General features: G+C 70.1%; 16 protein-coding genes. 8 read left to right on the top strand and 8 right to left on the bottom strand.

Annotation, left to right across the window (positions count from 1 at the left end):
- The first annotated feature begins 71 nt into the window (after nt 1-71).
- From KF837_37085 to KF837_37070, 4 genes are all read left to right on the top strand, one after another.
- Nucleotides 72-2,117 carry a hypothetical protein gene (locus KF837_37085; GenBank protein MBX3232998.1) on the top strand — a complete coding sequence of 682 codons (2,046 nt, stop codon included), beginning with the start codon at nt 72-74 and terminating at the stop codon, nt 2,115-2,117.
- 17 nt (nt 2,118-2,134) lie between these two features.
- Nucleotides 2,135-2,851 carry a leucyl/phenylalanyl-tRNA--protein transferase gene (gene aat / locus KF837_37080; GenBank protein ID MBX3232997.1) on the top strand — a complete coding sequence of 239 codons (717 nt, stop codon included), beginning with the start codon at nt 2,135-2,137 and terminating at the stop codon, nt 2,849-2,851.
- Between the two features lie 662 nt (nt 2,852-3,513).
- Nucleotides 3,514-4,788 carry an RNA polymerase sigma factor RpoD gene (gene rpoD / locus KF837_37075; GenBank protein MBX3232996.1) on the top strand — a complete coding sequence of 425 codons (1,275 nt, stop codon included), beginning with the start codon at nt 3,514-3,516 and terminating at the stop codon, nt 4,786-4,788.
- 32 nt (nt 4,789-4,820) lie between these two features.
- Nucleotides 4,821-5,156: a BolA family transcriptional regulator gene (locus KF837_37070; GenBank protein ID MBX3232995.1), complete on the top strand. Its 336-nt coding sequence runs from the start codon at nt 4,821-4,823 to the stop codon at nt 5,154-5,156.
- A gap of 88 nt (nt 5,157-5,244) precedes the next feature.
- Here the strand turns inward: KF837_37070 and KF837_37065 are convergent, their stop codons facing one another.
- The 4 genes from KF837_37065 to KF837_37050 are packed head-to-tail and all read right to left on the bottom strand — an operon-like array spanning nt 5,245 to nt 7,716.
- Nucleotides 5,245-6,390 (bottom strand): PEGA domain-containing protein, encoded by a 1,146-nt coding sequence (locus KF837_37065; GenBank protein ID MBX3232994.1) that lies wholly within the window; start codon nt 6,388-6,390, stop codon nt 5,245-5,247.
- A 28-nt stretch (nt 6,391-6,418) separates the two neighbouring features.
- A complete protein-coding gene (locus tag KF837_37060; GenBank protein ID MBX3232993.1) occupies nt 6,419-6,916 on the bottom strand; it encodes an SRPBCC domain-containing protein in 498 nt (165 codons plus the stop codon).
- Entirely contained in the window at nt 6,913-7,263 is a 351-nt protein-coding gene (locus tag KF837_37055) for a winged helix-turn-helix transcriptional regulator (protein ID MBX3232992.1), read from the bottom strand. The genes KF837_37060 and KF837_37055 overlap by 4 nt, the downstream gene beginning before the upstream one ends.
- Nucleotides 7,264-7,266: 3 nt before the next feature.
- On the bottom strand, nt 7,267-7,716 hold the full coding sequence (locus KF837_37050) for a VOC family protein (GenBank protein ID MBX3232991.1): 450 nt from the start codon (nt 7,714-7,716) through the stop codon (nt 7,267-7,269).
- 286 nt (nt 7,717-8,002) lie between these two features.
- Between KF837_37050 and KF837_37045 the strand changes: the two genes are divergently transcribed.
- Nucleotides 8,003-9,277, top strand: coding sequence for a protein kinase (locus KF837_37045; protein MBX3232990.1), 1,275 nt, complete (start codon nt 8,003-8,005; stop codon nt 9,275-9,277).
- On the opposite strand, the gene KF837_37040 is transcribed toward KF837_37045, so the two are convergent.
- Genes KF837_37040 through KF837_37025 form a run of 4 tightly spaced genes read right to left on the bottom strand, consistent with a single transcriptional unit; the run spans nt 9,259 to nt 13,741 of the window.
- A complete protein-coding gene (locus KF837_37040; protein MBX3232989.1) occupies nt 9,259-10,554 on the bottom strand; it encodes an ATP-binding cassette domain-containing protein in 1,296 nt (431 codons plus the stop codon). The two genes, KF837_37045 and KF837_37040, sit on opposite strands and share 19 nt — an antisense overlap.
- Nucleotides 10,555-10,579: 25 nt before the next feature.
- On the bottom strand, nt 10,580-10,984 hold the full coding sequence (gene mscL / locus KF837_37035) for a large-conductance mechanosensitive channel protein MscL (protein ID MBX3232988.1): 405 nt from the start codon (nt 10,982-10,984) through the stop codon (nt 10,580-10,582).
- A 16-nt stretch (nt 10,985-11,000) separates the two neighbouring features.
- Nucleotides 11,001-11,924, bottom strand: a complete 924-nt coding sequence (locus KF837_37030; GenBank protein ID MBX3232987.1) for a DUF481 domain-containing protein — start codon at nt 11,922-11,924, stop codon at nt 11,001-11,003.
- Nucleotides 11,921-13,741, bottom strand: a complete 1,821-nt coding sequence (locus KF837_37025; protein MBX3232986.1) for an OmpA family protein — start codon at nt 13,739-13,741, stop codon at nt 11,921-11,923. Before KF837_37025 ends, KF837_37030 begins: the two co-directional genes overlap by 4 nt.
- Before the next feature lie 275 nt (nt 13,742-14,016).
- On the opposite strand from KF837_37025, the gene KF837_37020 reads away from it, so the two are divergent.
- The 3 genes from KF837_37020 to KF837_37010 all read left to right on the top strand — a co-directional run.
- Nucleotides 14,017-15,306 carry a sigma 54-dependent Fis family transcriptional regulator gene (locus tag KF837_37020; protein ID MBX3232985.1) on the top strand — a complete coding sequence of 430 codons (1,290 nt, stop codon included), beginning with the start codon at nt 14,017-14,019 and terminating at the stop codon, nt 15,304-15,306.
- Nucleotides 15,307-15,312: 6 nt separating this feature from the next.
- Nucleotides 15,313-17,031 carry a HAMP domain-containing protein gene (locus KF837_37015; protein ID MBX3232984.1) on the top strand — a complete coding sequence of 573 codons (1,719 nt, stop codon included), beginning with the start codon at nt 15,313-15,315 and terminating at the stop codon, nt 17,029-17,031.
- Nucleotides 17,028-18,082, top strand: a 1,055-nt coding sequence (locus KF837_37010) for a serine/threonine protein kinase (protein ID MBX3232983.1), incomplete at its 3' end; no start/stop codon positions are given. The genes KF837_37015 and KF837_37010, both read left to right, overlap by 4 nt.

The following is an 18,082-nucleotide window of genomic DNA, read 5'->3' as shown; positions in this document are numbered from 1 at the left end:
GGTCGGGATTCGCACGTTGCCGGTAGGCTACACGTTGACGGCGCGGCGCGACGGCGAGAGAAACGCGGCCCATGAAGCTACGTCTGCTCGGCCTCGTCGCTCCGGTGCTGCTCCTCGCCTGCGGGGAAGAGCCTCCGCCGCAGGTGCCCACCGCGCCGCCGCCGGTCGTGACGCCGCCGCCTCCTCCGCCGCCGCCGCCCGCGCCGAAGACGCTCGACCGCCTCTCGCGGACGGACTTCAACCGCGTCGCGCCGGAGCTCGCGCTGCCGATCTTCTGGACGAGCGACGACAACGGCAACAAGACGCTCGACCCGAACGAGCTCGCGATCTACTGGGGCCTCGAGCGCGGCGCGAAGCTCGCCGACTACGTCGCCGCGGACGGCACCTTCACGCCGAAGCTCCTCGCCGCCTACGAGGCGATGGTGCGTCAGAGCGAGGCGCCGCCGTCCAGCCCGCGCAACGCGGCGGTGCGGAAGGAGCTCGCGCAGGGCCGCACCACGCTCGTCGCGAGCGACTTCTCGAAGGCGACGCCGGAGGAGAAGAAGTTCGTCGCCGCGATCCTCAAGGCGGCGGAGAAGATCGAGGTCCTCTACGCGAAGCAGGAGGGCACGCTCGATCTGATGGCGAAGCTGCCGCCCAACGATCCCGCGAGCAAGACGCTCTTTTTCCGGAACCAGGAGCCGAAGTGCAAGGCGCCGGCGACGGAGGCCGATCCCAACTGCGGCGCGCTCCTCCCCGAGGACATGCCGAAGACGAAGATCTCGGGGCTCTACCCGGCGAAGCTCCTCGCCGACGATCCGAAATTCTGCGAGGGCCTCGGCAAGAGCAAGGACAAGACGCTCGCCGATCCGTTCACGACCGTCGTCGCCGACGAGAAGGGCGAGCTCAAGTCGAGGCCGTACCACGAGACGTGGAAGGCCGACGTCGCGGCGATCGCGGCCGACATCAAGGAGGCGTCCGCCGCGCTCGGCGGGACCGAGCCCGCGCTGCGCGCGTACCTCGACGCCGCGGCGAAGGCGTTCCTCGACGACGACTGGTGGCCCGCCGACGAGGCGTGGGCGAATATGGATACGAAGAGCTCGAAGTTCTATCTCCGCATCGGCCCGGACGAGGTCTACCACGAGCCTTGCAGCACGAAGGCGCTCTTCCACGTGAGCTTCGCGCTCGTGAACCAGGGCGCGGCGAAGTGGCAAGCGAAGCTCGACCCGCTCAAGACGGAGATGGAGAACGCGATCGCGAAGCTCGCGGGCCCGCCGTACACCGCGCGCAAGGTGAGCTTCAAGATCCCGGACTTCATCGACGTCGTCCTCAACGCCGGCGACTCGCGGCCGCCGTCCGGCGCCACGATCGGCCAGTCGCTCCCGAACTTCGGCCCGGTCGCGAACCAGGGCCGCGGCCGCACCGTCGCGATGACGAACTTCTACTCCGACCCCGACAGCGTCGCGGCGGCGAAGGGCCAGGCCGACTCGCTCTTCTGCAAGGACACGATGACGAAGTGGACGGACGATCCGGAGGCGCTCCTGATGTCGACCGTCCTTCACGAGGCCGCGCACAACCTCGGCCCCGCGCACCAGTACAAGGCGAACGGCAAGATCGATCGCGAGGCCTTCGGCGGTCCCCTCGCCTCCACGCTCGAGGAGCTCAAGGCGCAGACGGCGGCGCTCTATTACACGGACTGGCTCGTGGGGAAGAAGCAGCTCGACAAGGAGGCGGCGGACAAGACGTTCGTGCGCGACGTCTTCTGGGCGTTCGGCCACGTCTCGCGCGGCATGTACGAGGACAACCATCATCCGAAGAACTACAGCCAGCTCGCCGCGATCCAGGTCGGCTGGCTGATGAAGAACGGCGCGATGAGCTGGAAGGCCGACGCTACCGCCGCGAACGAGAAGGACAAGGGCTGCTTCGAGGTCGATCTCCCGAAGGTGCCGGCCGCGGTCACCTCGCTGATGAAGGAGGTCGCGCAGATCAAGGGCAAGGGCGACAAGGCGCGGGCGGAGGTCCTCATCAAGGAGTGGGTCGACGTCACCGGCGATCGCAAGAAGGTGCACGAGGTCATCACCGAGCGCATGACCCGCGCGCCGAAGCAGACCTTCGTGTACTCGGTGAAGCTCGATTAGCGGACGTTCGCTTCGTCGTGCCGCCGCCTCCTTTCCCGCCGGCCCCGCCGCCGCCGTCGCGCGTCGTGTTCCCGCCGGCGCGGACGGCGCCGAAGCACGGCGTGGTCGCGATCGGCGTCGACTTCAGCGCGGGCACGCTCCTCAAGGCGTACCGCAGCGGCATCTTCCCGTGGCCGCACGGCGAGGACGAAGAGGAGGCCGGCTCGCCGCTGGTGCTCTGGTTCTCGCCCGATCCGCGCTGCGTCTTCCCGCTCGAGGCCGAGCCGCGTTGGTCCCGCTCGCTCCGCCGCACGCTCCGGATCCATCCTTACGAGGTCACCGTCGACGAGGACTTCAACGGCGTGATGCGGATGTGCGGCCTGACGCGTCCGGAGGGCACGTGGATCATCCCGGAGCTGATCGCGGGTTACAACGAGCTGCATCGCCTCGGCTGGGCGCACTCGGTCGAGGTGTGGTCCGAGGAGGACGGCGCGCGCGAGCTTGTCGGCGGCATCTACGGCGTGACGGTGGGCGGCGTGTTCGCAGGCGAGTCGATGTTCCACACACGCACGGACTGCTCGAAGATCGCGTTCGCGACCCTCGTCGCGAAGCTCCGCGCCGCCGGCTACACGACCTTCGACGTCCAGGTGCAGAACCCCCACCTGAAGAGCCTCGGCTGCATCGAGATCCCCCGCCGCGACTACCTCACCCAGCTGGACACCGCGCTCACGGTGCAACCAGAGCCGCTGCGCTGAAAGACGCAACCACCGCCGCCGCAGGCCGTCCGCGACAAGGAGGCGGCGAAGCGCGACCCGGAGCTCGATCGCTGGCTCTCGCGCGCCGCATCCATCACGACGACCGACACGCTCTTCGATTAACTCTCGCGCGCCCGCGAGAGCCCCATTCGCGTGGAAGCCGACGACGCGAGGCGCGTGCTCGTTTCGTCGGTCACGTGCGAGAGGTGGGAGCGATCTGCGCGGTCGCGCTCGCGGAGGTCTGTCAGACCTCGTAGGTCCATCGCGTCCTCTCCTTCGTGAGCGCCGTTGCGGAACCGGATGGGAATATCGCGCGTATTCGAGGTGTATTCCTCGCTCGGTGCGGCAAGCGCGACCATGGAATGGCGCGACATTGAGGCCGAATGGATGTGCGGAAAGCTCCGACTTTGGCCCGATCACGATCTACGTGCCAGACTCTTGATAGGGCGCCCGAATTCTGCCCTGCGTTGGGTCGTTAATGATCACGGCCTTCAACGCATCGAAGATCGAGTGACCTCGTCGAACGTGCTTATGGAAGTCAGTGCCGGTCTGTCTCGAGGAGCGTGGCCCTCGGGATGCGAAGTGAAAGACCGAACGGCCATGCGGAGTCATTAGCCTTGAAGAAGCCCGAGTCCAACCTCTCCAAAGCGCCCATCGCGAACATGACGCCGCCGGCCGAGGCCGAAGAAGCGGTCGACATGTACTTCCGCAAGATGGCGCAGGTCGCGCTGCTGACCCGCGAAGGGGAGGTGGAGCTCGCGCAACGCATCGAGGAAGGGGAGCGTAACATCATCGGCGCGATCGTCGACTCCGCCTTCGCCGCCGCCGAGCTCGATCACATCTCGCAGCACCTCTACAAAGGCAAGCTGAAGGTCCGCGACGTCGTCCGGAACGTCGACGACGAAGACGCGTTCGACGAAGCGACGATGCTGAAGATCGCGCGCCTGCTCGAGCGTCCGCTCAAGGAGCTCCACGGCCCCAAGGCGAAGAAGCCGGAGCCGAAGGCGAAGGGCAAGAACGCCAAGAAGACGAAGTACGAGATCGCGCGCGACGGCATCATCGCGGAGCTCGAGGCGCTGCGCCTCGATCGCCAGGTCATCGAACGGGTCGAGAAGAAGCTCCGCATCGTCTCGCGCGAGATGCCCTCCGCGAAGCGGCAGGCGGCGGCGTCGCTCGAGACGATCGCGCGCGGCCGGCGGATCGCGGACCGCGCGAAGGCGGAGCTCGTCGAGGCGAACCTCCGTCTCGTCGTGTCGCTCGCGAAGAAGCACGTCAACCGCGGGTTGCAGCTCCTCGACCTGATCCAGGAAGGCAACATCGGCCTCATGCGCGCGGTCGACAAGTTCGACTACAAGCGCGGCTACAAGTTCAGCACCTACGCGACGTGGTGGGTCCGCCAGTCGATCTCGCGCGCGATCGCCGATCAAGGTCGGACCATCCGCGTGCCCGTGCACATGTACGAGTCGCTCCAGAAGCTGACGCGCATGAGCCGCTCGCTCCTCCAGGAGTACGGGCGCGAGCCGACGCCCGAGGAGCTCTCGGAGTCGACCGGCATTCCGGTCGAGAAGGTCCGCGCGGTGATGAAGATCGCGCGCGAGCCGATCAGCCTCGAGACGCCGGTCGGCAACGACGGCGAGTCCCACGTCGGCGAGTTCATCCCCGACGACGCGGCGATGCCGCCCGACGAGGCTTACGCGCAGATGCGCTTCAACGACCAGACGCGCCAGCTCCTGAAGACGCTCACGCCGCGCGAGGAGAAGATCCTCCGCATGCGCTTCGGCATCGACGAGCCGCGCGACCACACCCTCGAGGAGGTCGGCGAGAGCTTCTCCCTCACGCGCGAGCGCATCCGCCAGATCGAGACGAAGGCGCTCCGCAAGCTGCGGCTCCCCTCGCAGCACCGCAAGCTCAAGACGTACATCGGCGGCGGCGGCTGACGCGCACGTCGTTCGTGAGGTAAGAAGAGCGCATGGTCCTCCAGCAGCGCATCGAGTCGAAGCTCCAGGCCGCGCTCGCCCCCGCGCACCTCGAGGTCATCAACGAGAGCCACATGCACAAGGTGCCGAAGGGCGCCGAGACGCACTTCAAGGTCGTCATCGTGACCGATCGCTTCGACGGCCTCTCCGCCGTGAAGCGACACCAGCTCGTCTACGGCGCGCTGGCGGAGGAGATGACGTCGAAGCCCGGCGTCCACGCGCTCGCGATCACGTCGCGCACCCCCGCGGAGTGGGCGGCGTCGCCGGAGGCGAACCAGTCGCCGCTCTGCGCTTCATCGCAGGGGGCTTCGCCCCGCTCGCAGCCGTAGGACGCGCGCATCCTCCGCTGCTCGCCGATGCTCGGTCCCAACGCGCCGGCGAGCTTGCTCAGAATTTCGGATAAGTCAGAGCAGGCTATCAGTAGCCGCGATAGCCGAACGACAGCGGGACGAAGAGGGTCGTGTTGTCGTTCCTCATCTCGGTGAGGAGGAAGGACGGCTGCACGCCGACGATCCACTCGCCGTGCGGCTTCTTGATGACCGCGAGGTTCGCCTCCGCGATGACGCCGAAGACGAGGTTCGTCCCGTAGGGGACGCCCTTGCGCGCGCTGTCGATGCGGCCGCCGATGAACGTCGCGCCGAGCCAGAGGCGGTCGGCGAGGCGGAACGAGAGGCCGGGCCCGCCCATGTACATCGCCGACGGCTTCGCGTCCGGGCCGATGCCGGCGAGGCCGCGGCCGAGGAACTCGATGTCCTCCGTGATCGCGTAGCCGATCTCGAGGAGCGGGCCCGCGAGCACCGTCACGATGTCGCGCGTGTTGGTCTTCGTCCCCCCGGCGTCCTGCGGGACACCGAGCATCAACGCCGGCGCGATCGCGAACGCGGCGCCCCAGACGAGCGCGTCGGGCGCGCCGATCTCGACGGGCGCGGGGCGCTTCGGCGGCGACACGTCGTCGATCGGCGCCGGAGCGATCGCGGGCGGAGAGGGCGGAGGCTCGCCCGTCGCCGGCGCCGCCGTCACGCGCGGCGGCTCCTCGAGCGCGACGGTGAGGCTCTCGCCGCCGCCCTTCGCCTCGAGATCGCGCTCGGCGCGCCAGCCCTCACCCTGCGCGACGATGACGTGATGGCCCGCGCCGACGAGGTACGTCGTCGGCGTCGCCTCCGGGAGCGGCATGCCGTCGAGGAAGACGCGCGCGCCGGGCGGCTTCGACTCGATGCGCAGCTTCGTCGACGTCGAACGGATCTGCGCGACGGCGGCGACGGCGGCAGCGGAGAGCTCGCCGCGATCGCCCACTTCGGCGACGTAGGCCTCGTACGCGTCGAGCGCGGCCTGACGATGACCGAGCTTCTCCTCCGCGAGGCCGACGTTGTAGATGATGGCCGGCGCGTGATGCTCCGCGTCCGCCTCCTTGAAGAGGCGCTTCGCTCCTTCGTAGTCGCCGGTCTGGTAGAGGCGCACCCCGTCGGCGAAGAGCCTCCGCGCCTTCTCGACGTCGCCCGCGTGCGCGGCGCGCGCGAGGAGCACGACGGCGGCGAGGACGAAGAGCGAGCGAAGCAGCCGCAAGGCGAGCGCAGACTACCATGGGCGAGCGTCAGCTCGGGCCGCGGGCCGCCTCCGCGTGCTCGCGGAACGCGGTCGCGAGGCCGCCCCACCAGAGCCCGATCATGCGGCTGAAGTCGGCGCCGGTCTTGCCGTGCCGGACGGGGTGGCCGTCGCGCAGCGCGGAGAAGCCGCGATGACGAACGGTGACCTTCGTGCCGTCGTTCAGCGGCTCGAACGCGACCTCGACGAACGTCTTCTCGCCCGGCGCGAAATTCACGCCGCGCCATTCGAGCTCGAAGCGGCGCGGCGGATCCCACGCGAGCACGGTCCCGAGCTCCACCGTGCGCGCGCCGCTCGACGCCTCGAACGTCTCGAAGAGCCGTCCGCCGAGCTTCGGCTCGAAGAAGAGCCGCCCGCGCCGCCGGCCCGCGACGCGGTACTGCGGGCCGGTCCGCCACCACGCGTCGATCTCCTCGGTGAAGACCGCGAACGCGACCTCGGGCGTCACGCGGACGAAGGTCGTGACCGTCGCGCCGTCGCCGCTCATCGTCGTTTGCCGTCGGGGGTTCGCGTGCGCTCGACGTGCTCCTTGAACGCGGCGAGCTCGAGCGTCCAGAGGCGCTCGACGTCCTCGATCCACGCGCGCAGCTGGCGGAACGGCGCGGGGCGGAGGCGATACACGCGGACGCGCGCGTCCTCGCCGGCGTGCTCCTCCTCGACGAGGCCGGTCTTCCGCAGCACGCGGAGATGGCGGCTCATCGCCGGCGGGCTCATCGAGAGCGCCTCCGCGAGCTCGCCCGCGCGGCGCGGCCGGCGGCGAAGGAGGTCGACGACCGCGCGCCGCGTCGGCTCGGCGAGGGCGCTCAGCGTTCGATCGAGGTCGCGCGCCGCCATCGACTATGCCGACTTCCCGCTCTGCAGGCGCTCCGCGAAGTACCAGTGATGGCCGCCGACGTCGGCGCACTCGTAGCCGCGATCGGACCAGTAGTCCTCGCCGTAGTCGTGCGTCTCGAGCGGCAGCGTCACCTTCGCGCCCGCGGCCGCGGCCCGCTCGCAGTGCGCGTCGACGTCGTCGACGTACACCATCATGTTCTGCGTGTTGCCGCCGCCGACCTGCGACGGCGTCCGCCGATACGCGAACTTCCCCGCCTTCGGCCCACCGCTGACCATCACCGTCCCCTCCCCTCCGATCGTGAGCTCCGAGTGCTCGACGCCGCCGCCCTCCCCTTCCACGAGGAGCCGCACCTCGAAGCCGAACGCCTTGCACAGCCAGTCGATCGCCGCTCTCGGGTCGTCGTAGTAGAGCGAGACGGAGATGCGCGGCCAGCCTTTGGGCGTCGGTTTCATGGCAATATTTAATCATATGATTAATCATTTCGCAAGCCCCGCCGCACGCCATGACGCGGCAGACGCGTCGCGTCGCGACGGCAGGGTGGTGTAGCGCCGGCGCAGCAACCCCGCGCCGGACCGCACGAAATGCCCGCGATCCGCGCGGTACGCGGCGTGCAGTTGCGGGCGCGTGGCGCGGCGGCGCGAATTGAGGGTGCTCGAGCTCATGGCGACGTACGAGGCCGTGGCGGCCGGAGCCGAGACCGAGCTCTCCGGTGAACGGACGGCCCCGTGGAGAGATGACGTGTCCGACGCATTCGCTCCGAACGACCTGATCGAGGGGCGCTACCGGGTCCTCGAGCGGCTCGGCGCGGGCGGCATGGGCGTCGTCTATCGCGCCGAGGACGTGCTCCTCGCGCGGCCCGCGGCGATCAAGGTCATCGGCGCCGCGGCGACGACCCGCGCCGAGCGGACGCTGCTCCGCGAAGCGCGCGCCGTCGCTCGGCTCCGGCACGAGAACGTCGTTCAGGTGTACTCGTTCGGCTCCGTCCACGGGCAGCGGTACTTCGCGATGGAGTACGTCGAAGGCGAGAGCGTCGAAGAGCTGCTCGTCCGAATGGAGGAGACGGGCGAGACGCTGCCGGTCGAGACCGTGCTCGACATCGTGACGCGGATCGCGAGCGGGCTCTCCGCCGCCCACGCGATCAACCTCATCCACCGCGACGTGAAGCCGAGCAACGTCGTCATCGAGCGCGCCACCGGACGGCCGGTCCTCATCGACTTCGGCATCGCGCGCGAGGTCGGCGGGGCGCCGTCGACGCGCGACTCGTTCCTCGTCGCGGGGACGCCTTCGTACATGGCGCCGGAGCAGGTCCGAAACGATCGGGCGGAGATCGGCAAGGCGGTCGACCTCTACGCCCTCGCCTGCATGGCGTTCGAGCTCCTCACCGGGAGCCCGGTCTTCCTGAGCGAGGACACCTACGGGCTGATGCACGCGCACGTCTCGCAAGACCCGCCGTCGGTCTCGTCGCTGCGCCCCGAGCTCGCCGCCTTCGACGCTCCGTTCGCGCGCGCGCTCGCGAAGCGGCCAGGCGATCGCCAGGAGTCGTGCGACGCCTTCGCCGCCGAGCTCAACGAGCTCGCCGAGCTCGTCCGCGCCGGACAGCACGTCTCCGCGCCTCCGACCAGCGCCGTGACGAGCGGAGGAACGGCGCCGTTCCGCGCGCTGGTGCTCGTCGACGACCGCCTCGAGCGCGCCGTCGCGCGGCGGGTCGCGCGCGGGCACGTGGCACGAGCGACGGAGCCGCAAGAGCTCCTCGCGGCGTTCGAGCGCGCGCCGTTCGACCTCGTCGTAATGGACGACGACGCCGCCGGCGGCGTGGCGATGGAGCTCGTGCGCCTCCTCCGCGCGATGCCCGACGGCGACGCCGCTCGGATCGCGGTCGTGACCCGCGACATGTTCGCCGACCGCGACGCGTGGCGAGCGCTCGGCGTCCGCCGCCTCGCGAAGCCGCTCAACCCGCGCGCGCTCGAGGACACGCTGGACGAGCTCTGCCGCCCTCAGGAGCGCCTTCGATAAGCGGGCAGCGTCACGGTGGGCTTGCCGTTGCGCCAGAGGAAGGCCTCGAAGGACGACAGGAACTCGAGCTGCGCGGAGGACTGGATGCAGTGCGGGTGGATGCGCCGGATGCGCTCCACCGCCGAGCGCGCGGGCTCGCCGTCGTGAATGAGCTGCGCCGCGAGGATGGTCCCCGTCCGCCCGAGCCCCGCGCGGCAGTGAACGGCGACGACGCCGCCCGCGCGGAGCAGGCGCCCGATCCCGCCCGCGATCATCACCGCCGCCTCTTTGCTCGGCACGCTCATGTCCGCGATCGGGAAGTGAACCGACGAGATCCCGTGCTGCGCGAGGAGCGCCGCGTCCACGGTGAAGGTCTCCTCGAGCGAGACGAGCGTCGTCACGCCGAGGCGCTTCAGGCCCTCGACGTCGCGCTCGAGCGGATCGACGACGCCGGGACGCGGGAGCGCGCCGAGCCGGCCGGGCCGGACCCAGAAGAAGCCGCGCGGACCGCTCGCGCGGCTCCGGACCACGGCGGTGGGAAACGGCGGCGGCGGCGGGAGCGTGTTCATCGACTCGGAGAGCTCCTCCGCCGGCGAGAGCTCTCGGACGCGCCCGTCCTCGAGGAGGAGGATCGTGCCGCCGAGGACGCGCGCGAGCCGCTGCTCGCGCGTGACGACCACGACCGCGCGCTCACGCGACTGCACGCGGAGCAACGCGAAGACGTCGATCGCGTCCTCGTCGTCGAGGCCCATCGTCGGCTCGTCCACGAGCAGGATCGGCGGATCGGCGACGAGGGCGCACGCGATCGCGAGCCGGCGCTGGAGCGACGGCGAGAGGCTCGTCACCGCGTCGTCGAGGCGCGGGAGGAGCTCCGCGAGGCCGTACCGCGCGAGGAGCGAGCGCACGAGCTCGGTCTGCGTGCGCCCGCCGCGGGTGCTCTGCTCCGCGAGGCTCGAGACGAGGTTGTCGCGCACGCTGTCGACGAAGAAGCGTGCATGCTGCACGACCATGCCGACCGCGGGGCGGAGCTCGCCGGGGCGCACCGGGCGCCACGCGTCGAGCGGCTCGCCGCCGACGAGCGCGGTGCCCCACGTCACGAGGGAGGGGTGCATGTCGTTGAGCCCCGCGAGCGTGCGGAGCAGCGTCGACTTGCCGGTCCCGGCCGGGCCTACGATCGTCGTGAGGCCCGTGCGCGAGACCTCCAGCGTCACGTCCGCGAGGACGACACGTTCGCGGAACGCGACGCCGAAGCCACGGAGGTCGAGCGGCGTAGCTTCGGTCTTGGCGACCAAGGACAAGGCCCTCACCGCTCGACCACCGAGATCACTTCGCCTTCAAGAGATCGCGGATCTCCGTCAGGAGCTTCTCTTGCGCCGGCGGCTCGGCCGGAGCGGCCGGCGCCTCCTTCTTGAACCGGTTCATCGCCTTCACGATGAGGAAGACGATGAACGCCACGATGATGAAGTCGATGAGCGACTGGATCATCACGCCGTAGCCGATCGCGACCTCCTTCACGAGCTCCTTGCCGTCGGGCCCGGTCGTGCCGGGCTGGAGCACGATCTTCAGCTCCGAGAAGTTCACCTTGCCGAGCAAGATGCCTAGCGGCGGCGTGATGACCTTCTCGACGATCGCGGAGACGACCTTCCCTGACGCGCCGCCGAGGACGACGGCGATGGCGAGATCGACGAAATTTCCCTTTACTGCGAACTCTTTGAACTCTTGCAAAATCCCCATGATCAACCTCTCAGAAGAGCGTATAGACGAGGTTGACCGACGCGATCGAGTCGGCTTTGTCGACGTTGGGGAGCGGCTTGTTCTCGAAGCGCATCGTGTACGTCGTCGCGATGGCGAAGTTGTCCGAGATGTTCGACTTCAGGCCGACGTCGAAGATGAGACGGTACGTGCCGAGGTCGGAGACGTTCTGGAGGTACTCGAAGCTCGCGAGGAACCCGACCTCCTTGTACAGCTTGTTGTCGTAGCCGATGAACGCGCGCACGTTGTGGAGCGTCTGCGTCTTCGGCACGAACGTGGGCGGCGGCGGCGGGCTCCCGTCCGCGGGCGCCTCGGCGTCGACGCGGCGCGACGCGTCGCGGCGGACGTCGTGCTGGAGGTCGTAGCCGAGCTCGCCGCGGAGCTGCTGCTTCTTCGTGTTGATGAAGTAGTACGCGGCGCCGGGGTCGATGTTGAGTCGGAGGTCGAGGCCCTGGAACCGGTCGCGGCGGCCGGTCGACTGGAGGAACGCCGAGATCTCGTTCGTGAAGAAGTAGTCGTACCGGAGGAGGCCTTGGTAGTTCTCGACCGTGGTGTCGACGCTCTCGCCCCGCTTCCCGGCGCGGGCGAAGTTGCCCGCCGCCTGCGCGGTGAACTGATGCTCGTCGCGCCGGAGCCGGAACTTGCCCGAGGTGGTGAGCGCCACCGTGCGCGCGTTGCCGGACGAGAAGAGGCCGCCCGCCGCGATCGCGGCCTCCGTCGCCTCGCGCGGGTCGTCCTCCTTCGGTGTCCCGCCGGTGACGAAGCCGCCGGTCGCGACGTCGGTGGAGCCGCTCGTGGCGGTCGACGCCTTCACCGTCTCTCCCGGTATCGTCGGTTTATCCTGCGCAGCGGCGACCTGCGGCACGAGCACCGCCGCGATCGCGACGGGAAGTCCAAGAATGAAGTTCGTCTTCATCGTCCGCTTCCTCCAGCCTGTTCCTCTTCCACGTGAAACTCGACGCGCCGGTTCGCGGTGCGGCCCTCGTCGGTGTCGTTCGTCGCGATCGGCTTCTCGGCGCCGAACCCGTCGGCCGCGAGCCGGCCCTTGTCGATCCCGTGCGCCGCGAGCCAGGCCACGACCGAGCCCGCGCGCGCCTTGCTGAGGTTCTTGTTCTGCTGCGCGTCGCCCTTGTTGTCGGTGTGACCCTCGACGCGGACCTTCGTGATCTTCGTGTTCTGCTTGAGCACGTCGAGCACGGCGCCGAGCACCTCGTCGCTCTCCTTGCCGAGGATCTCCGCGCTGCCGGTCTTGAAGCGGACCTGCTCGGTGATCTTGATGACGCCGTGGTCGAGGAACGCCTTCGGGCAGCCGTTCTTCTTCGGGTCCGGATCCGCCTTGCCCGGCTGATCGGGGCACGCGTCGGCGTCGTTCGGGATGCCGTCCTTGTCCCGATCGGGATCGGGGCAGCCGTTCGTCTTCGGATCGGTCGTCTTCACGCCGGCGGCGGTCGGACACGCGTCCTCGGCGTCGAGCACGCCGTCGCCGTCGCTGTCGCGATCGGGGCAGCCGTTCCGCTTCGGATCGCTCGAGCGCTTGCCTGCCTCGGTCGGGCACGCGTCCTCGGCGTCGGGGACGCCGTCATGATCGGAGTCGGCGGGGCAGCCGTTGGCCTTCGCGTCGGGGCTGGCCTGTCCGGGCACGAGCGGGCACGCGTCCGCGGCGTCGGGGATGCCGTCGCGATCGGCGTCGGCGGGCGGGCAGCCGTTCGTGTTCGGATCGTCCGTCTTGTTGCCCGGCGTGAAGCCGCATGCGTCTTCGCAGTCGGGGATCCCGTCGCCGTCGCGGTCGTCGGTCGGCTTCGCCGGGGCGTCGGGCTTCGCGTTGCCGGGGACCCACTCGAGCGAGAGGAGGCCGCGCGCGACGGGGGCGCCGTAGCCGCGGACGAGCGCGGTGCCGACGCCCGCGCCGAGCCGGATGTTCTCGCCGACCTCGTAGTGCACGCCGAGGAGGAGCTCGAGCGGCGTCGTCCGCTTCTCGAACGCGCGGTCGTTGACGACGACGGTGGAGCCGAAGAGCTCGGGGCCGACGACCAGCTTGTCGTCGGCGAGGAGGGCGCCCACGCTCGCGCCGTAGAAGACGTTGTTGCCGATGTAGCCGTCGCCCCACGCCTCGTCGCGCCCGCGGAACTGGAAGCCGGCGCGCGCGGCGTAGGCGATCGCCGACGTCCTGCCGGCGAAGAGCACGCGCGGGGAGAAGCGCGGCTTGCCGTCGCCCGTGTACGCGCTCTCCGAGCCGGACGGGAAGTAGAACTCGGCGCCGAGGGCGAGCGTCGCGGCGTCGTTGTGCTCGCCAAAGATGCGAACGTCGCCACTAAAGCGAATATCGCCGACAGCGACGTCCCGCGCGGGGCGGTGGACGCGGCCGCCGATCGTCGCGGTGTGTCCGTCGGCGAAGACCTGGAGCGGCACGTTGAGCGCGAGGCGGAAGCGGTCGGCGAGGTTCACCGCCGCGCCGAGGTGCGCGTAGTACTGGTTGCGGACGACGGACCCGGCGACGTCGCCGTCGGGCTCGTAGCCGGCGACGGAGCGGTACGAGTAGTCGTTCACGAGGCCGAGCGCGAGCCGCCCGTCACCTTTGAGATCGAGCGAGTCGAGGGCGAACCAACGGCTGCCGCGCTCCGACGGGTTGAAGTGGTTCGACGCGTAACCGGGTTGCTCCTGCGCGATGGCAGGAGTCGCCGCGAGCACGCCGCTCGTGACGAACATCAAGGCGAAGAAACGCCGGGGGGCCATGGTCACCTCTCGCTGAGCAAGTCAGGGTCGGGCGCCCCTCAGCATTCGCCGTACCAAGCCGATCGACCGTAGATCCGCGTAGCTACGGCCGATATGCTGCGTCGCCGCTACACCGTAACGTCGTCTCGGCGCGTCAACCCGCCCTTGCGCCGGCCTCGAAGCTGGCCGAGACTCTTTTAGCAAATATCCGGCCAATGACGATCCCGCTGCGGAACCAAGATGCGACGGTCCCCAGCGCGCGAACCCGAGTAGCTGCACCGCGAGTGGAGCTGACGGTGCTGCGCGAAGGGGGGCAGTCCACCTCGCGCCTGGTCGTCCTCGACGGCGAGCGGCTGAGCGTCGGCTCGCATCCGAAGAACGACCTCGTCCTCGCCGACCCGATGGTCTCGCGCTTCCACTGCGTCCTCGAGCGCGGAGACTCCGCCTGGAAGATCGTCGACTCCGGCTCCCTCAACGGCACGCGCCTAGGAGGCATCTCCGTCCGCGACGCGGACCTGCCCGCGGAGGCGCAGATCGAGCTCGGCGACTCGTCCTTCCAGATCCGCGAGCTCCCCGCCGCGCAGGAGATCGAGCTCCTCGATCAGGCCTCCTTCGGCGAGATGTTCGGCCAATCGAGGGCGATGCAGCGGCTCTTCGCCTTGATGGAGAAGGTGTCGTCGAGCGACGCGAACGTCCTCATCGAGGGGGAGAGCGGGACCGGCAAGGAGCTCGTCGCGGGCGAGATCGTCGGGCGCGGTCCGCGCGCGCGGAAGCCCTTCGTCGTCTTCGACTGCGGGGCGATCGCCCCGAACCTCATCGAGTCGGAGCTCTTCGGGCACGTGAAGGGCTCCTTCACCGGCGCCGATCGCGATCGCGCGGGCGCGTTCGAGACCGCGCACGGCGGCACGATCTTCCTCGACGAGATCGGCGAGCTGCCGCTCGAGATGCAGCCGAAGCTGCTCCGCGTGCTCGAGACGCGGACCGTCCGCCGCGTCGGCGAGAGCACGCCGCGCCGGGTCGACGTGCGTGTGCTCGCGGCGACGAACCGCCAGCTCAGCCGCGAGGTGAACCAGGGACGCTTCCGCGAGGACCTCTTCTATCGCCTCTCCGTCGTCACGATCTCGGTGCCTCCCCTCCGCGCGCGGCGCGACGACGTGCCGCTCCTCATCCGCGCCTTCTTGCGCTCGCTCGGGGCGACGCGCGAGGAGGCCGCGCTCTTCGACGACGCGACGATGGATCGCCTGCAACGCTACGAGTGGCCGGGCAACGTCCGCGAGCTCCGCAACTACGTCGAGCGCTGCGTCGTCCTCCGCACCACCGTCCCCAACGACGATCGTCCCGATCCGGTGTCGACGGCCGCGGGCGGGCGCGACGACGAGGGCCCCGCGCCGGCGCGGGTCGATCTCGACGTGACGTTCCGCGAGGCGAAGGAGCGCGCGATCTTCACCTTCGAGCGCCGATACGTCGAAGCGTTGATGGATTGGGCGGGCGGCAACGTCTCACGAGCCGCACGTCGCGCGAACATGGACCGGATGAACCTCTACCGCATCCTCCAGCGGAGCGGCCTCCGCACGTTCGACGACTGATGAACCGTGGCAGGACGGAGCTCTCTCAGGATCAAGTGGACCGCGGCGATGTTGTTCGTCGCGCTCGCCCCGCTCGCGATCGTCGCCGTCGTCGTCGTGCGGCAACAACGGCAGGCCCTCGCCGACGTCGAGGGTGACCTCGAGCTCGCGCTCGCCGATCAGTCGAGCCACGAGGTCGCCGCCGCGCTCGACGACGGAGAGCGCGCGATGCACCGCGCCGCGACGATCCTCGCGAGCCCGCGCGTCGTCGACGAGGACCTGCGCCTCGATCTCGCGCGCGAGGCGATCGCCACGTGCGACCTCATCGAGTGGGTCTCCGTCTTCGACAAGGAGGGCGGCTTCATCGGGAGCATCGTCAAGGGATCGATCGAGGGGGCGACGACGCTCCCGCTGAAGCTCGCCGCCGGCGAAAGGCCGCGCTGGATCCACGACGCGCGGATCGGGTCCCGGTTCTTCGAGCCGCTCCTCGCGGACGGCGCGGTGACGGGCGCGCTCCTCGGCGGCGCGCGGCCGGGGCGGCTCGACGGCATCGTCGAGGAGCTCGGCGTCGCGCGCTTCGGGCGGAAGGACCTCCTCACCGTCGTCGACGACGAGCTCCGCGTCGTCGCGGGGGCGGAGCCGCCGTGGACGCACGGCCAGTCGCTCGCGCACTCCGGCGTCTTCCGCGCGCTCGGCCTCACGCCGGAGGCCTTCTCGCGCCCGCTCGTGCTCCGCGGGAGCTGGAACGCGGCCGGAGAGGAGATGATCGGCACCGTGCGCACGCTCCCCGCGCAAAGGTGGGCGGTCGTGGTGCAGCGGCCGGAGAGCGACGCGTTCCGCACCCTCGCCGCGTCGCGCCGCGCGTTCGCCGTCTCCGCCGCGCTCCTCGCCCTCCTCGCCGTCGCGGTCGGCAGCGTCGTCGCGCGCCGGACGACGCGGCCGATCGGCGATCTCGTCGCGCTCACCGGCCGCTACGCGAAGCGGCAGTTCGACGCGAAGAGCGGGGTGACGTCGAACGACGAGCTCGGCACGCTCGCGACCTCGCTCGAGGACATGGCGCAGGAGCTCGCCGAGAGCGAGCGCTCGCTCGTGCGCCACGCCGCGATCGAGGCGGGGCTGGCGCGCTACCTCCCAGCCGGCGTCGCGGCGAAGGTGGCGGCCGAGGACGGCGCGCTCTCGCTCGGCGGGCGCCGCGCCGAGGTCAGCGTGCTCTTCGCCGACGTGGCCGCGTTCACGCCGTTCGTGGAGCGCGCGAGCCCGGAGGACGTGGTCCTTCTCCTCAACGAGCTGTTCACCGTCCTCTCGGCGGTGGTCTTCCGTCACAACGGCATTGTCGATAAATTCATGGGAGACTCCATCATGGCGATTTTCGGAGCGCGCGCGGACGAGGACGGCGACCACGTCACGCGCGCGCTCTCGGCGGCGGAGGACATGCAGCGCTTCGCCTCCGCGAGCGCGGCGCGGTGGCGCGAGCGCTTCGCGGTCGACGTCGAGCTCGGCATCGGGGTCGGGACGGGCGAGGCGCTCGTCGGGAACCTCGGCAGCGATCTGCGCGTGGAGTTCACCGCGGTCGGCGACTCCGTGAACGTGGCGGCGCGGCTCGAGAACCTCGCGCGCCCGGGGCAGACCCTCGTGACGGCGGAGGTCGCCGCCAAGGCCGGCGCTCCCTTCGAGATGCGCTCGCTCGGCCAGCACCCCATCCGCGGCAAGAAGGAGCCGATGGAGATCTTCGAGCTCGTTCCATGACCGTGGACCGCGACGATCCGCGGCTCGGCTCGACCGTCCACGGGAAATACGAGATCACGAGCCTCGTCGGCCGCGGCGGGATGGGGGCGGTGTACCGCGCGACGCACCGCGAGCTCGGCGAGCCGGTGGCGATCAAGTTCTTGCACCCGATGTTCGCGTCGACGGCGGAGCTCCGCGAGCGCTTCCGCCGCGAGGCCGTCGCGCTCGCGCGCCTGCGCCACCGCTGCATCGTGTCGCTCCTCGACTACGGCGAGGACGCGGGCGAGCACTACATGGTGCTCGAGCTCGTGAGCGGGCGCCCGCTCTCGGACGTCCTCGGTGACGGGCCCTTGTCGCTGCCGTTCGTGACGGCGGTGTTCGATCAGCTCCTCGAGGTGCTCGAGGTCGCGCACGAGGCGGACATCGTGCATCGTGACATCAAGCCCAGCAACGTGATGATCGTCGGCGCCGACCACGTGAAGCTCCTCGACTTCGGGCTCGTCCAACTCCCGATCGCGTCGCTGGAGAAGCTGACCGACGTCGGCGTCGTCCACGGAACCCCCGATTACATGGCCCCCGAGCAGTGCGAAGGAAAGGAGACGACGCCGGCGACCGACATCTACTCGGTCGGGGTGATGCTCTACGAGTGCCTCGCGGGGAAGACGCCGTTCGACGGGAGGGGCGCGGCGCAGCTCATGGCGGCGCACCTGTTCCTCGAGCCTCCGTCGATGGAGTCGCGCGGCGCGCAGGCGGAGCTCCCACGCGCGCTCGAGGACCTCGTCCACCGCGCGCTGTCGAAGCTGCCCGACGCACGACCGCGCGCCGGCGCGTTCCGGCGCGAGCTCGCCGCGATCTTCCGCGGGACCGATCCGCGCTCGCTCGCGGAGGGCGCGGCGCGCGAGCGAGCCCGCGGCGCCGCGCTCAGCCGCTCCGAGCGCGCGGTGACGGGCGTCACCGCCGCGGACGGAGCTCCCCGCGCCGACGGAGCGACGACGCCCGCAAGCTCCCGCGTCCACATCCGCATCACGGACGCAGGACGCGCCACGGAGCTACAGACCGCGCTCGCGGTCGC

This window comes from Labilithrix sp., assembly GCA_019637155.1.
Lineage (GTDB): Bacteria > Myxococcota_A > Polyangia > Polyangiales > Polyangiaceae > Labilithrix.
This window is presented reverse-complemented; position numbering and strand designations above follow the sequence as displayed.